Raw genomic sequence first — 15,796 nt, forward strand, 5'->3', positions numbered from 1 at the left:
TAATAGACAAATGACTACTTACGCTTGGTATTTTCACTGCACTGCCAGCTCTGAGTAACTGCGTCATGCTCGAAAGATTCAATTTCCACATCAAACTGCCAGATTCTGTGTATGTGTTTGAGTAGTTCATCCGTTTCTTTACCCAACGGCCTTCCCTGATGTTGATAATGACGAAGCGTCAACGTTCTATCGCCTCGAACATTCACATTATAAACCTGAATATTGGGTTCACGGTTTCCCAGGTTGTATTGGGCAGCCAGAGACTCACGAATAGTTTTATAGCCTATTTCATCATGAATACTATCCACCTCCAGATAAGAGCGGGATTCATCATCCAGAATGGAAAACAACCTTAAATCTCTCATAATCTTAGGAGAAAGAAACTGCAGAATAAAACTTTCATCTTTAAAGTTTTTCATAGCAAAGTGCACAGTATCCAGCCAGTCACTCCCAGCTATATCCGGAAACCACTCTCGATCTTCATCAGTAGGATTCTCACAAATACGCCGAATATCCATGAACATACTGAAGCCAAGTGTGTATGGATTGATACCGCTGTAGTGCGGACTATCAAAAGGTGGTTGATAAATAACACTGGAATGAGAGTGAAGAAACTCCAACATGAAGCCATCAGACACTTTGCCTTCATTGTAAAGCTCATGAAGAAGGTGATAGTGCCAGAAGCATGCCCAGCCTTCATTCATCACCTGGGTTTGTTTCTGAGGATAATAGTATTGGGCAATTTTTCTGGCTATTCGTAAGAGCTCACGCTGCCAGGTCTCAAGGAGTGGGGCATTCTTTTCAAAGAAATAGAGCAAATTTTCTTCAGGATCTTTTGGGAACCGCTCTTCTTTTTCTTCTTCTGTTTTCTCAACTTTTGGAATGGTTGTCCATATATCGTTTAATGTTCGCTGTATGTATTCCGCCCTGTCTTCCTGCCTTGCTTTTTCCTGCTCAGCCGAAAGGGGGCTTGGTCTTTTATACCGGTTAACTCCCTGATTCATTAATGCATGGCAGGCATCCAATATTTCTTCAACTGCCTCGATGCCATATTTCTCTTCGCACTGGGCAATGTAGTTTTTCGCAAATAACAAATAATCAATGATGGACTCAGCATCTGTCCACGTCTGGAATAAATAGTTACCTTTGAAGAACGAGTTATGACCATAACTGGCATGAGCTAATACCAATGCCTGCATCGTGATCGTATTTTCTTCCATCAGATAGGCAATGCAGGGATTTGAGTTAATCACAATTTCATAAGCCAGCCCCATTCTACCCCTCTGATAATTCTGCTGGGTATGGAGAAAGTGCTTACCAAAGCTCCAGTGATTGTACATTAATGGCATACCTGTAGAAGCATAGGCATCCATCATCTGCTCTGAGCTGATAATCTCAATTTGATTTGGATAAGTATCCAACCGAAAACGATCCGCAAGACGAGCAAGCTCCTTATCGTATTGTTGAATCAGCTCAAAGGTCCACTCAAGACCCGTAGAGATCAACTTGCTACTCATGCATTTTCCTTCTTCTCAAACAGTTTTCGGAAAACCGGATAAATATCATTGGGTGATTTGATCTGCTGCATGGCAAAGTGATCTTTAAACTTCTCCGCAACACTCTGGTACTCACGCCATAAATTCTGATGGGCACGATCAGTGATTTCCACATAACAGTAGTACTGAACCTTTTGCATGATCTGCTCAGTCAGAATCTTGGTACAGACACTGGAGTCGCCTTCCCAGTTATCTCCATCAGATGCCTGGGCAACATAGATATTCCAGTCAGCTGGGCTGTAGCGTTTGTTAATAACATCACGCGTCATTTCCAGAGCACTGGAGACAATAGTTCCACCAGTTTCTCTTGAGTAGAAAAAGTCATCTTCATCTACCTCTTTTGCCGCTGTATGATGACGAATGAAAACCACTTCAATCTCTTTGTAATTACGCTGTAGAAACAGATAGAGCAAAATGAAGAACCGCTTCGCCATGTCTTTGATATCCTGAGTCATTGATCCAGACACATCCATCACACAGAACATAACGGCTTTATTACTTGGAGAAGGCACTTTGACCATGTTGTTGTATTTCAGGTCAAAATCATCAATAAAGGGTAGTTTTTTCAGCTTGGCATTAAGCTCTTTTATTCGTTCCCTTAACTCAATTACTCTCTGCTGATCCGTTTCATCAGGGCTTACTTCCATCTCTCTGAGCTCTTTTTTAAGTGCGCGTATTTCACGACGATCTCCGCCAGATAATGCAATACGGCGAGCATGCGCTGAACGCAGGGAACGTACTACATTCAAGCGATCTGGAGAACCTGCGGTCGTATACCCTGCCTGCCGGATCTTAAACTCCGTCATGTCCTCCAACTGTTTCCTGACTAGATTGGGCAGCTCCAGGTTGTCAAACATATGCTCCAGAAACTCGTCATGATTAATCTGGAAACTGAATTCGTCCATTCCTTCGCCGCTGTTGCCAGCTTTACCCTTACCACTACCAGAACCACTGCCACCGGATGGCCGTTTTATACGGTCACCACTGACAAACTCCTTGTTACCTGGATGGACCTGCTTATAACGTCCACCCTGACCATGATGGAAAGTCGGCTCGGATAGATCTTTGGTAGGAATGGTGACTTCACTTCCAGAAACAACATCAGTGATGGAGCGTTTATTCACAGCATCAGACACTGCTTTCTTGATGTGCTTCTTATATCTTTCAAGAAACCGCTGACGATTGACGGTACTTTTATTTTTTCCATTCAACCGTCGATCGATAATAATACTCATGAACACGCTCCTTGTGCACTTCATAGGTATAACAGGGCGGGCAGAGCAGGCAGGGTGGAAGTCCTTTCACCCTGGATAATCGCTCACTCTGCCAGAGCAACCTTACTGCGACTTGCGGACACGAATATACCATTCCGCCAGTAGTCGAACCTGCTTCTCGGTATATCCTCGCTCTACCATACGTTTAACAAACTCATTGTGTTTTTTCTGGTCGTCATTACTGCCTTTGGCATTAAAGGAGATAACCGGCAACAGATCTTCAGTATTTGAGAACATCTTCTTCTCAATCACTGAACGCATTTTTTCATAGCTGAGCCAGCTGGGATTCTTCCCGTTATGGTTAGCCCTGGCCCTCAAGACAAAGTTGACCACTTCATTACGAAAATCCTTTGGATTGGCGATACTGGCAGCCTTCTCTATTTTCTCCAACTCATCATTAATCGCTGAACGATCAAGAATGTCGCCAGTTTCAGGATCCCGATACTCCTGATCCTGAATCCAGAAATCTGCATAGGTAATGTATCGGTCAAAAATGTTCTGACCATACTCTGAATATGACTCAAGATAAGCAGTCTGTATTTCCTTACCCAGAGACTCAATGTACTTAGGCGCCAGAAACTCCTTTACATACCGCAGATAGCGTTCATGCACTTCTTTGGGATATTGCTGCTGCTCTATCTGTTGTTCCAGTACATACAGCATGTGAACCGGATTGGCAGCAACTTCTGTAGGATCAAAGTTGAAGACCTTTGAGAGAATTTTGAAGGCAAAACGGGTTGAAAGGCCTTCCATCCCTTCATCAACACCCGCTGAATCCTTGTACTCCTGCAGCGGCTTGGCATTAGGATCCGTATCTTTCAGGTTTTCACCGTCATAAATCCGCATCTTGGAATAAACGTTGGAATTTTCCGGCTCTTTAATTCGCGATAAAACTGTAAACTTTGCCAACATTTTCAACGTATCAGGCGCACAAGGCGAGTCCTTCAGTGAGCTGTGAGCAAGAAGCTTCTCATAGATATGGATTTCTTCCGTAACCCGGGTGCAGTAGGGCACTTTGACGATATTCACCCGGTCAATAAAGGCCTCATTGGTTTTATTATTCCTGAACGTTTGCCACTCTGATTCGTTGGAGTGGGCCAGAATAATCCCATTATAAGGAATAGCCCCCATACCTTCGGTACTGTTGTAGTTACCTTCCTGAGTAGCGGTCAGCAACGGATGAAGCACCTTGATTGGTGCCTTGAACATTTCCACAAACTCCATCATGCCCTGGTTGGCACGACAGAGCGCACCTGAGAAGCTATAGGCATCCGGATCATCCTGGGAATATTCTTCAAGCTGACGTATATCGACTTTACCGACCAGGCTGGAAATATCCTGGTTGTTCTCATCACCAGGCTCCGTCTTGGCAATCGCTACCTGATTGAGAATACTGGGGTGGAGCTTAACCACCTTGAACTTGGTAATGTCGCCACCAAACTCATTCAAGCGTTTCACCGCCCAGGGCGACATAATCCCACCCAGATAACGGTTAGGAATGCCGTACTCTTTTTCCAAAATATCGGCATCTTCTCCGGGGTTAAACAGGTTCAAAGGAGATTCAAAAACTGGCGACCCCTTGATGGCATAAAGCGGTACTTTTTCCATCAAAGCCTTGAGTCGTTCTGCCAGAGAGGATTTACCCCCACCCACTGGACCGAGCAAATAGAGAATCTGCTTCTTTTCCTCAAGCCCCTGAGCCGCGTGCTTAAAATAAGAAACAATCTGATCTACAGCATCTTCCATTCCATAAAACTCACGGAAAGCCGGGTAACGTTTGATCAGTTTGTTGGAAAATATTCGACTGAGTCTTGAGTCCCTGGAGGTATCAACCATCTCAGGTTCACCAATGGCCATCAACATGCGCTCGGCCGCACTAGCATATGCAGAAGGATCCTGCTTACATAATGCCAGATATTCCTGAATGGTCAGCTCTTCCTGCTGTGTAGATTGAAATCTCTGCTGATAGTTATTGAAGATATCCATGCCTTCACCCGCCTTTGTCTGCTTGATTTCCTGAAACAGTTACCAGGAACGTTTGACCGATAGCCATACTGGAAGCCCACCCCTCTCAGCATTAGGTATCGGCAGAGTCAGAACTTTGACCACATTTTTTTATAACTTTTATCAATCACTCTCAAATGACAAAAAAGCAATTGAAACCGATTCTAAAAGCTATAGAAAAACATGACATAAAATACCTGCCAGACAATCCAGAGTGTCGTGACCGGCAAAAGCGGGATACAAAATTCAGTCTAAAAAATCTGACCTACATCCATGCATTTTTTCAAATAACTGGCTTCAATTCAGCATGCTGGCAGAGATATTATTCTTCATTGCTCGCAACTTCTGATGGTCTGGCACTCAGCTCTCTCATCCTGAAAAAGCTGCCTGACAAGTACCGCCCAGCCAAACACCCATTATTTACAACAGTGATTTGGCAGTGCAGTTTTTCTTGCCCCAGATTTTATAATGTGGATTTTTCCTTACTTCTGCAACTGTTGAATCATTGCATGGAGAAAACGTGTTGCTTCACCGCCCGTCGCAGCCCGGTGATCAAACGACAGTGACAGCGGTAACATTCGGTGACTTTCAGGTTTACCCGAAATACTGACAATTTCATTTCTTAAGCGCCCAACACCGATAATGCAAACCATTGGGGGCACAACAACCGGCGTTGCATACTTTCCAGCAAAAACGCCAAAATTACTCAAAGTAATAGTGGCTCCCTGAAGCTCTGAGTTTGGAAGACTTCTGTCTTTCACACCCTCTCTAAGTTCATTGATCCTTGTGCGCACCTCCTCTTTTTCCATACGAGCAGCATCACGTATAACCGGCACAAATAAGCCTTCCTCACTATCCACAGCCAAGCCAAGATTAACCATTCCATGAAGCTGTCGACTCAATGTTGAGCCGTCAAACCAGGCATTGAGGGCTGGTTCCACCTCACAGGCAGCAGCAATTGCCTGTATGAGCCGAACCGTAATATCTTCTTTATCCTGCCAATGGTCGATATCCACATCGTCAAACAGTGTCACCGGAACCACGGCTGCATGTGACTCTGCCATGGTTCGGGCCATATGCTTTCGAACCCCCTTTAGGGGCTCAGGGTTCTCTAAGGAATAGGAGACAGGGCTTTCTATAGACACGGCATTACGACGACTGGCAGCAGAGCCCAGATCGACACTGAATTGCTCAGCGAGTGCCTGAAGGTTTTGTTGAGCCTTACTGGGTGAAGATGCCTGTTGCTCCTGCCCCTCTGATGGTGATCCAATAATAAAGGATTCATCACTATTGGCTCTGGAATCATCACTGGCCAGCTTACCAACAACAGTGCCACTATCTTCCTGATCCGAAACAAACTCCACTAGAGGAGCCCCTGTCAGGATGGTATCTCCAGGCTGACCATATAAACGGGCAATGACGCCTGTACATGGAGCCGGAACCTCCACTATTGCTTTGGCCGTCTCTACCGAAACCATTGGCTGATCTTCTTTAACACTGTCACCTTCGTAGACATGCCACTCAACGATATCAGCCTCAGGAATGCCTTCCCCTAAATCAGGTAAATTAAAAAAACGCATGACTATACCTTTTTATTCTGAAAATGGTTCCACTATTACTCTCTTCAAAGTTGCCAGCATTTTGCCGCTCAGGGCTGCTTAAAATAATTGTTCTGTTAACCTTTTAATGTCTGGCCAAAGTCCGGATGGCAGCTCTCACAATATCATCAGCCTGCGGCAGGTAATGATCCTCCATCCGATAGTAAGGCATCGTAGTGTCAAACCCAGTGACTCGTTCCACAGGTGATTTAAGTTCATCAAATGCTTTTTCCATCAGACCTGCGGCAATCTCTGCCCCTACTCCGAAGCTTCGACAAGCTTCATGCACCACCACACATCGACCAGTCTTCCTGACCGATTTCAGAATGGTTTCCATATCCAATGGCTTAATAGTGGCAACATCAATTACTTCCGCAGCAATTCCATGGTTTTCCAGAATATTGGCTGCCTCCGTAGTTTCTCTGATGGAAGCGCCCCAGCTCACCAGTGTGACATCCTGCCCTACTTTCAATGTAAAACAGGTGTCCAGGGGTAAGGGATCACTGGATATATCTATGCTCTGTTTGCTGGCCCTGTATATACGTTTTGGTTCAAGGAAAATCACCGGATCCGGTTCACTAATGGCTGAGCGCAGCAAACCATAGGCTCTGACAGGGGAAGAAGGGATAACTACTCGTAGCCCGGGGATATGAGCAAAGAGTGCTTCTGTACTCTCGGAGTGATGCTCCGGTGCATGAATGCCGCCACCAAACGGTGCTCGTAACACCATCGGACAGGCCAGACGTCCACGGGTCCGGTTCCTCATGCGTGCTGCATGGCAGATCAGCTGCTCCATGGCAGGAAAGATAAACCCCATAAACTGTATTTCAGCTACCGGCTTCATCCCCTGGGCAGCCATACCAACACTGATTCCGGCAATCAGGGTCTCAGCCAGCGGAGTATCCATTACTCGTTTTAAGCCATATTTATCCCGTAACCCCTGAGTCGCCCGAAAAACGCCTCCATTGACGCCTATATCTTCTCCCAGAAGTACTACATCAGGGTCTGATGCCATCGCGTGATCAAGTGCCAGATTAACAGCCTCAACCATGGTCAGTTTATTATCCATTATGATGACCTCCGGAAGCATTCAGTTTTTCCTGACGTATCTGCTCTCTTGCCAGTGCCTCTTGCTTCTGATGAGCCAGCTGGGCCGGCATGTTTGCATAGTGATAATCAAACAGATCTTCAATTTTAGGGAGAGGAGTATTCAAATACGTTTGGACAGCTGCATCAATCAAGCGATCAGCTTCTTCTTTTAAAGCCTGCTCTTTACGCTCATCCCATAAACCACGATGGTGTAAAAAGTTACGCAGTCGTTTGATGGGTTCTTTTTTCCAGGCATCTTTGAGTTCCTCACTCCCCCGGTAGCGACTGGCATCATCCGCAGTAGTGTGATCACAAAGGCGGTAGCTGATGGCTTCAATAACGGTCGCGCCCTTACCCTGCCGAGCCCGTTCGATTGCCGCACTGATCACATCATGAAGAGCAATAACGTCATTACCGTCCACCTGAAAAGAGGGTAAGCCTGCAGCCACCCCCTTCTGAGCCAACGTTGGTGCACCTGACTGTATCTTCCGTGGAACCGAAATGGCCCATTGATTGTTGTTAATGATATAGACCACCGGTAGCTGCCATGCACCCGCCAGATTAAGCGCTTCACCAAAATCGCCTTTCGATGTTGCACCATCACCCAAGGCACACAATGCGACCCCCAGAGGATCACCCGCCTCATGTCGGATTTTAATAGCTGTAGCGATACCAGCGGCATGGCCCGCCTGAGTTGCGATGGGGACACAATTAGGTAGGTCCTGTCCCCAGGCAGGACTGGCACTACCTCGCTCATCCCCTCCCCAATAGAGCATGACATCACTCAAAGGGATACCTCTTCTCATCAACCCTGGGAGGTCTCGATAATAAGGTATCAGCACATCATCTTTTTCAAGCAGTGCAGCACAGACAGTACTGATGGCTTCCTGACCAAGGCAGGAAGGGTAAGTCCCCATCTTTCCTGTTCGTTGCAGAGCCACCGCTTTCTGATCCCCCTGCCGGGCAATCACCATAGTACGATAGTAATCAATGAGAATATCTTCGTTGTTCACCCATGCCGGAAGATTTTTGAGAACTTCTCCTTCGGCATCAAGAAACTGTTCCATAGGAAGCATGTTATTTTCGGTAGAATCCATTATTGCCCCCTCCTTTATGCCGTCAGCTGTGAAGCGTCATCACCATAAACAATGGCTTCGGCCATTTGGTCAGCGATAACACTGGCTGGTAAACCAGTCTGGTTCTGGCGACTGAAAATCTGCAACAGCGTATCGTGAATGCCTTTAAGTCTTCTTTGCATATCACTCTGACTACTCTGCAAATACGTCATGGCAACAAAAATCAGCCCACCAGAATTAATCAGGTAGTCAGGCGCAAAGAGAATCTCTCGATCGAAAAGAGCAAGCCCATCCTGCTCAGTTAACAGCTGATTATTGGCTGAGCCTGCAACAGCTGCACATTGAAGCTGACCAATCGTTTGGCTATTCAGCACACCACCAAGTCCACAGGGACAGAACAGGTCGCAGGCAACTCCGTATATCTCATCCGGTGCCACTGCTATGGCACCAAATTCTCTGACACACTGATCAACACGCTGTTGATTGATATCAGCCACAATCAGTTGAACGCCATCGTTGTACAACCGTTCACAAAGTGCGTATCCCACATTACCCAACCCCTGCACGGCGACTCTCAATCCTTTCAAGTTATCGGGCAGTGCGGGGTGGGCTTTCAGGCAGGCAAGCACACCGAAGTAAACACCTTCAGCAGTAAACGGAGCGGGGCTTCCACAGGAAGATGTGCAGGTTACATGGGGAGACTGGGTAGCAATGGTGTCCATATCTGCGACCGTTGTGCCACTATCCATAGCGGTGGCATAACGTCCCCCAAGTTCGTTGAGAAATCGCCCAAAAGCTTCAAAAAGGGCTTTTCGGTCATAGTCACCCTCAGGTTCCATAATGACTGCTTTACCTCCCCCGAGCTCAAGGCCAGCAAGGGCAGACTTGTAGCTCATTCCACGGGCAAGACGAATGGCGTCAGTAATAGCTTCGTTTGAAGAAGAGTAAGGAATAATTCGACAGCCACCGAGGGCAGGTCCCCTGCGGGTACTGTGAATGGCGATGACGGATTTGAGGCCGGATGCTTCATCAAATTTGCAATGCAGGTCATTGATGCGCGCCTCAGTAATCTGTCTGAACATGACGGGATCCCTCCGTATGTTGCAGAGCAGTAGGCTCTGGTTCAATGCCTTATCTATCGGCCTTCCCGGGGTGAGGGTAAGCTAACAAACAGGGCTATTTATTTTTATTCTATACGGTAGAGCTTTAATCACGATCAGCTTATAAAGCTCAATTAACCACCAGGCTTTTTTATAATGCCTTATTCGATTACAGAGGAAATTCTGTACGGTTGTCAACAGCCAAGAAGTTATAAAAAACTTTACCCCCTCCCCTCATTGGCCGCTATTTAAATTCAGTAATTATCCTCATAGTTCCCGGTTCTGACAGTATAGTTTCACTGGAACTGGTTACCGGAAAGTTATGTAAAAGATGCATTTTGAAAACAAAAAGTGATAACGTAGTTCTTCCTTCCCGCTAATGCACGGAGGCTAAAATGTCGCAAAATACGCAGGAAAAGCGCCGATTTCCGAGAAAAGCACTGGAAAAAACCGCTGAAGTTCTCGATAACGACACCGGTCTATCCATTGGCATTCTTGAAGATGTCTCAAAGGGAGGCTTCAGCATTCTGACAGATCAGGGTGTACGTCCTTCAGAAACCAGAAATGTAACCCTGGTACTCCCTGGCCCGCAAGACAGCGCCTATCGAGTATCGCTGACAGCAGAATGTGTCTGGTGCCAAACCATCAGTGAACGAGCCGATTTTGCTGCTGGCTTTGTGTTACGGACGATTGAAGATCAGGACGAAGTCGCTCTGAATTATTATATTCGGGACTATCAGGTAGCAGGTGAGCCTCAGGAAGCTTGATAAGCCTTTCTGGGGACACCCAAAGTTAGCGCCAACTAACTATAAAGGTTAATCTGCAATAGGGAGACTCAGCGTTTCCTTAAGCTCTTCCATTACGATATAACTCTTCGACTCTCGAACACCCGGCAACTTTAAAAGAATATCGCCTAACAGCTCTCGATAAGAGGCCATTTCCGAAATCCTCGCCTTAACCAGATAATCAAAATGGCCTGAGACCAAATGACACTCCAACACGTTAGGCAGCTTGATCACAGCCTTGCGGAAGTCATCAAAGATATCTGCTGACTTAGTGTACAGGCTGATTTCAACAAAAACGAGAAGCCCTGCCTGAAGGTACTTCGGGTTCAAGCGCGCGGAATAGCCCTGAATAATACCTTCCCTCTCCAGGCGCTTGACTCGCTCCATACAGGGCGTGGTACTCAACCCGACCTTATCCGCCAGCTCTACATACGATATACGCCCCTGCTCCTGCAAGGTACGGAGAATATTGCGATCGATACGATCCAACTGGCGGACAACTTCTTTTCGGCTTCTCATGATTTCAGTCGTTTTTTGACAATGCGTGATCAGGCACTAATAAAAGTGGAACACGATAGAATAAGGGATTGGTGAGGTTTGTATTCATCTTTTTTAAGACAGCCCTGATAAGACAACCGTTCTTCTAATGTCAATGGGCAAATCACCTCCAGCTGAGGGAGGTTAGGGCACGAATGATGAATCTGCAAGTGAGCATTACTAATATCTTCTATCAGGGTTTATCGCAAAACCATTTTCAATCTTTGCATTTTTATGGACAATGCGCGGGCTTTTCACTTCCTTGAGGGTTTGAAGGCTCTTTTCATAAGACCAAAACGCATTATCGCTACAAGCGATCCCGTGTTTCTGACGATAAACTTATGTCAGCTGAGCCTATTAAAGCACAATCACTGGGTTCTACCCTGTTCTTTATATTCCGGGCTGGAGAAAATTTTAGATGAGTACAGCATCTGTCTCCCCGAAACATTCCCCAATGCCATCGACTCCACAGACAAAGGGTCGCTCAGGCAATGAGATACTGGTCAGAATTGACCAGGTCACCAAAAAGTTTGATGACGTTATCGCTGTTGATAATGTCAGTCTAAACATTAGAAAGGGTGAGATTTTTGCGCTGCTGGGTGGCTCGGGATCTGGAAAATCTACATTACTGAGGATGCTGGCGGGTTTCGAAACACCGTCAGAGGGTAACATTTACCTCGATGGGCAGAACATTACCCATCTGCCTCCGTATCTGCGTCCAATCAATATGATGTTTCAGTCCTATGCACTCTTTCCTCACATGACCGTGGAGCAGAATGTTGCTTTCGGGTTAAGACAGGATCGCTTGCCGAAGGATCTTATTGCCGAGCGCGTTGAAGTGATGCTGAAACTGGTGCATATGGAAAAATATGCCCGTCGCAAGCCACACCAGCTCTCAGGCGGTCAGCGTCAGCGTGTAGCCCTGGCGAGAAGCCTGGCAAAACGCCCCAAGCTGCTGCTGCTGGACGAACCTATGGGTGCGCTGGATAAAAAGCTGCGCAGCCGCATGCAGCTCGAGGTGGTGGATATCATCGAAGAGGTGGGCGTAACCTGCATCATGGTGACTCATGATCAGGAAGAAGCCATGACCATGGCTGAACGTATTGGCATCATGGATGCAGGCTGGATTGTGCAGGTGGGTACGCCCATCGATATCTATGAAAACCCAAATAGCCGCATGACTGCCGAGTTCATTGGCTCCGTCAACATGTTCGAAGGTGAGATCACGGAAGAAGAGGCCGGATACGTCATTATTCAATCGCACCAGATCCAACAGCCTATCTATATTGGCCACGGCATCATGGCACCACTGGAAGACCGCAAGGTCTGGATTGCAGTGCGCCCTGAAAAAACCATGGTGACCAGAGAGCAACCGGAAGGCAACTACAACTGGAGCCGAGGTGTTGTTCATGACATTGCCTATCTGGGAGGCCACTCGGTTTATCATATCCGGCTACCATCCGGCATGATGGTTCAGTCAAATATGGCCAACGTTATTCGTACCGCCGATAACCCCACCTGGGGTGATGATGTATTTATCAGCTGGGATGATGACAGTGGTGTCGTCCTGAATAGCTGATCAATCAGCGCTACCCTTATTCAGTAGTTTCTAAAAAGCTGTCTGAAAGCTTTCCATTCGCTAATGGCTTCTTATCAGCTATGAGCGTCTCCAAGCTGAAGGCTTTCGACTTCGCAGGCATTTACGGCTAAGCACATATTACTTTCAGCCGCTTGTAACTGATATTTGTGGAACCTGTCATGTTCAACTTGTTAACAAAAGGTCTCTCAGCTTCTGCGCTGGGACCAGAGAGGCTAAACGCCTTAAGGGAGCTTTGGGGACGTCGCCTCGTTCTTGGCGTCCCCTACCTCTGGCTGGTGCTGTTTTTTCTTGTCCCATTTCTGATTGTGGTCAAGATCAGCTTTTCATCGGCAGAAATTGCCATCCCACCCTATTCGGCCATTGTTGAGTACTTTGACGAGGTACTTACCTTTAACCTGAACCTGGGTAACTACCTGTTCCTGGCCGAAGATGAAATGTACCTGCAAGCCTACCTGACCTCCATCAGGCTCGCTCTGGTTGCAACCCTCTTCTGCCTTATGCTGGGCTACCCAATGGCCTACGCCATGTCTCAAGCGCCCGGAAGAAAACAAAGTTTCCTGCTCATGCTGGTGCTACTGCCATCATGGACTTCTTTCCTGATCCGCATCTACGCATGGATGGGAATACTGAAAAATAACGGTCTGCTGAATAACCTGCTGATATGGTGCGGGATTATTGACCAGCCTCTGCAAATACTGAATACCAATATTGCCGTTTACATAGGCATCGTTTATGCCTATCTGCCATTTATGGTGCTCCCCATTTATGCCAACCTGACCCAATTAGATAAGTCTCTGCTGGAAGCTTCTAACGATCTCGGTTGCCGCCCCTGGGAAACCTTTTTCAGAGTCACACTACCACTGTCAAAAGGTGGCATCATTGCTGGCTGCATGCTGGTCTTTATCCCGGCCGTTGGCGAATACGTGATCCCAGAGCTGCTGGGCGGGCCTGAGAGCCTGATGATTGGTAAGGTACTCTGGCAGGAGTTCTTCAACAACCGTGACTGGCCACTGGCGAGTTCTCTGGCCATGATCATGCTGCTAATACTCTGTCTGCCCATCGCCTTCTTTAATCGCCAACAAGCGAAGCAGTTGGAGGCAAGCCTGTAATGACTACCTCAACCGAGCACACTTCATCTTTCAGGCGACTAAAAAAGCCAGGGTTTTCCACCATCATGCTTATCATTGGGCTGATATTTCTTTATCTGCCCATGTTCATTCTTGTCCTGTATTCCTTTAATGCTTCGCGACTGGTTACCGTCTGGGCAGGCTTTTCTACCAAGTGGTATGTGGAACTGTTTCGGGATGAACAGCTAATGGGCGCAGTCTGGACAAGCTTGAGAATTGCTTTCTATAGCGCCTCCATGGCCGTGATTCTGGGTACGGTATCCGCCTTTGCTCTTGACCGTTTTGGCAAATTCCGAGGCAGAATGGCTTTCAACAGCATGCTGACTGCACCCCTGGTTATGCCAGATGTCATCACCGGTCTGTCACTGCTGCTATTGTTCGTTACTATGGCCGATCTGATTGGCTGGCCCATGGAGCGGGGCATGCTGACCATCTGGATTGCCCACGTCACCTTCTCAACCGCATATGTGGCCGTTGTGGTGGGGGCAAGATTGAGAGAAGTAGACCGCTCCATTGAAGAGGCAGCAATGGATCTGGGTGCTACGCCATTGCGGACATTTTTCCTGATTACCATTCCCACCATTGCCCCGTCTCTGGCGGCGGGCTGGTTGCTGGCGTTTACGCTGTCGCTGGATGATCTGGTAATTGCCAGTTTTGTCTCAGGCCCGGGCTCAACCACTCTGCCAATGGTGGTGTTCTCATCCGTTCGACTGGGGATCTCACCCAAAATCAACGCCATGGCAACACTGATTATTTTGGTGGTGTCTCTGGCAGCCCTGTTTGGATGGTGGTTTATGCGCCGCTCAGAAAGGGAAAGAAGGGCCAGTCTGGAAAGGTTTGGTACCAGTTAAATAAAAACCGGGCTTAGCCCGGTTTTTATTTATGCATTAAAAAGAAATTTTCAGGCGCTAATATATTCAGCGGTTTCCATTACAGCCACACTGTTTTTGTGGTACTCAACGGGCACCCTATTCAAATTACACAGCAGCTGATAGGGAATAGTATTGGCAAACCCTGCAACCTCAGCAACCGATAGGTCTTTACCCCACAAAATCGCACGATCACCAATCTGAACATTGGGTATCTCGGTTAGGTCCACAGTCAGCATATCCATCGAAACCCTGCCCACCAGAGGAACCCGGTAGCCATTGATGCTAATTGGTGTGCCATTAACGGCATGCCGGGGATAGCCATCCGCATAACCGATGGCAACAACACCAATTCGAGTTGGACTCTCGGCCGTCCATTGACTGCCGTAACCGACAGAGCTTCCAGCAGGAATATCTTTGATGCTGATAATGGCTGAACTCAGTTCCATCACAGGCTGAATCTTGGACTCAAAACCATGAGCTTCAGTAAACGGGGATACGCCATAAAGCAATAATCCTGGGCGATTCCAGTCTCCCCGGGCGTCTTTCAAAGCAAGCAGCCCCGCAGAATTACAAAAACTGCGCTCACCTGGTAAACCTTGGGTGTAAGCATTGAAGGTCGCCAGCTGCTGCTGTGCATGCTCACTGTCCGCTTCATCCGCACAGGCAAAATGGCTCATTAGAACAATATCTTTAACGCAGGACAAAGCACAGAGCTGTTCCCAGGCTGCCCGATAGGTGTCTGGGGCAAAGCCAACTCTGCCCATGCCAGAATCCATCTTTAACCAAATACGTACCGGATGATCCAGAGGCTCCGCAACTAACGCATCGATCTGATATTGATGGTGGATAACCGTATCCAGACGATACCGGTCGATCATGGCAAGCTCGGAAGGTTCAAAAAAACCTTCCAGTAAAAGGATTGGCTGTTTGATGCCTGCAGCACGGAGTTCCAGGGCTTCCTCAATACAGGCAACTGCAAACCCTCTGGCAACATCGGCAAGTGCGGTTGCGCAGGCGGTTGCACCATGGCTATAGGCATCTGCCTTAACCACAGCCATCACCTGGCCACTACCAGACAATTGTTGGGTAATACGATAGTTATGACGCAGCGCATCAAGGTTTATCGTTGCTGTTGCTGGACGACCCATGCCTTTAGAGATTCCCCCGGAAAATGCCAG

The 15,796-nt window shown here is 47.3% G+C and carries 13 protein-coding genes; 4 read left to right on the forward strand and 9 right to left on the reverse strand.

From position 1 onward, the window contains the following. Positions 1-14 precede the first annotated feature (14 nt). The 7 genes from GV64_RS00130 to GV64_RS00160 all read right to left on the reverse strand — a co-directional run bounded on the left by GV64_RS00130 (position 15) and on the right by GV64_RS00160 (position 9,679). Positions 15-1,517, reverse strand: coding sequence for a SpoVR family protein (locus tag GV64_RS00130; protein WP_020582585.1), 1,503 nt, complete (start codon positions 1,515-1,517; stop codon positions 15-17). Further along, positions 1,514-2,791 (reverse strand): YeaH/YhbH family protein, encoded by a 1,278-nt coding sequence (locus GV64_RS00135; protein WP_020582584.1) that lies wholly within the window; start codon positions 2,789-2,791, stop codon positions 1,514-1,516. The genes GV64_RS00130 and GV64_RS00135 overlap by 4 nt, the downstream gene beginning before the upstream one ends. Positions 2,792-2,893: 102 nt before the next feature. Then, positions 2,894-4,816 carry a PrkA family serine protein kinase gene (locus GV64_RS00140; protein ID WP_020582583.1) on the reverse strand — a complete coding sequence of 641 codons (1,923 nt, stop codon included), beginning with the start codon at positions 4,814-4,816 and terminating at the stop codon, positions 2,894-2,896. A 500-nt stretch (positions 4,817-5,316) separates the two neighbouring features. Continuing rightward, positions 5,317-6,414: a dihydrolipoamide acetyltransferase family protein gene (locus GV64_RS00145; RefSeq protein WP_020582582.1), complete on the reverse strand. Its 1,098-nt coding sequence runs from the start codon at positions 6,412-6,414 to the stop codon at positions 5,317-5,319. Between the two features lie 103 nt (positions 6,415-6,517). Next, positions 6,518-7,501 carry an alpha-ketoacid dehydrogenase subunit beta gene (locus GV64_RS00150; RefSeq protein ID WP_026258258.1) on the reverse strand — a complete coding sequence of 328 codons (984 nt, stop codon included), beginning with the start codon at positions 7,499-7,501 and terminating at the stop codon, positions 6,518-6,520. Continuing rightward, positions 7,494-8,618, reverse strand: coding sequence for a pyruvate dehydrogenase (acetyl-transferring) E1 component subunit alpha (gene pdhA, locus GV64_RS00155; RefSeq protein WP_020582580.1), 1,125 nt, complete (start codon positions 8,616-8,618; stop codon positions 7,494-7,496). Before pdhA ends, GV64_RS00150 begins: the two co-directional genes overlap by 8 nt. A gap of 14 nt (positions 8,619-8,632) precedes the next feature. Then, positions 8,633-9,679 carry a Leu/Phe/Val dehydrogenase gene (locus tag GV64_RS00160; protein WP_020582579.1) on the reverse strand — a complete coding sequence of 349 codons (1,047 nt, stop codon included), beginning with the start codon at positions 9,677-9,679 and terminating at the stop codon, positions 8,633-8,635. A 413-nt stretch (positions 9,680-10,092) separates the two neighbouring features. Between GV64_RS00160 and GV64_RS00165 the strand changes: the two genes are divergently transcribed. Further along, positions 10,093-10,464: a PilZ domain-containing protein gene (locus GV64_RS00165; protein ID WP_020582578.1), complete on the forward strand. Its 372-nt coding sequence runs from the start codon at positions 10,093-10,095 to the stop codon at positions 10,462-10,464. Positions 10,465-10,512: 48 nt separating this feature from the next. Here the strand turns inward: GV64_RS00165 and lrp are convergent, their stop codons facing one another. Further along, positions 10,513-11,001: a leucine-responsive transcriptional regulator Lrp gene (lrp, locus tag GV64_RS00170; protein WP_020582577.1), complete on the reverse strand. Its 489-nt coding sequence runs from the start codon at positions 10,999-11,001 to the stop codon at positions 10,513-10,515. Positions 11,002-11,437: 436 nt separating this feature from the next. On the opposite strand from lrp, the gene potA reads away from it, so the two are divergent. The 3 genes from potA to GV64_RS00185 all read left to right on the forward strand — a co-directional run bounded on the left by potA (position 11,438) and on the right by GV64_RS00185 (position 14,597). Continuing rightward, positions 11,438-12,598 (forward strand): polyamine ABC transporter ATP-binding protein, encoded by a 1,161-nt coding sequence (gene potA, locus GV64_RS00175; protein ID WP_020582576.1) that lies wholly within the window; start codon positions 11,438-11,440, stop codon positions 12,596-12,598. 179 nt (positions 12,599-12,777) lie between these two features. Then, positions 12,778-13,728 (forward strand): ABC transporter permease subunit, encoded by a 951-nt coding sequence (locus GV64_RS00180; RefSeq protein WP_020582575.1) that lies wholly within the window; start codon positions 12,778-12,780, stop codon positions 13,726-13,728. Positions 13,729-13,793: 65 nt separating this feature from the next. Then, positions 13,794-14,597, forward strand: a complete 804-nt coding sequence (locus GV64_RS00185; RefSeq protein ID WP_020582574.1) for an ABC transporter permease subunit — start codon at positions 13,794-13,796, stop codon at positions 14,595-14,597. A gap of 50 nt (positions 14,598-14,647) precedes the next feature. On the opposite strand, the gene alr is transcribed toward GV64_RS00185, so the two are convergent. Then, complete coding sequence (gene alr, locus GV64_RS00190; RefSeq protein ID WP_020582573.1) at positions 14,648-15,766, reverse strand: alanine racemase; 1,119 nt, start codon at positions 15,764-15,766, stop codon at positions 14,648-14,650. Positions 15,767-15,796 lie beyond the last annotated feature (30 nt).

Source organism: Endozoicomonas elysicola (genome assembly GCF_000710775.1).
GTDB classification, from domain to species: domain Bacteria; phylum Pseudomonadota; class Gammaproteobacteria; order Pseudomonadales; family Endozoicomonadaceae; genus Endozoicomonas; species Endozoicomonas elysicola.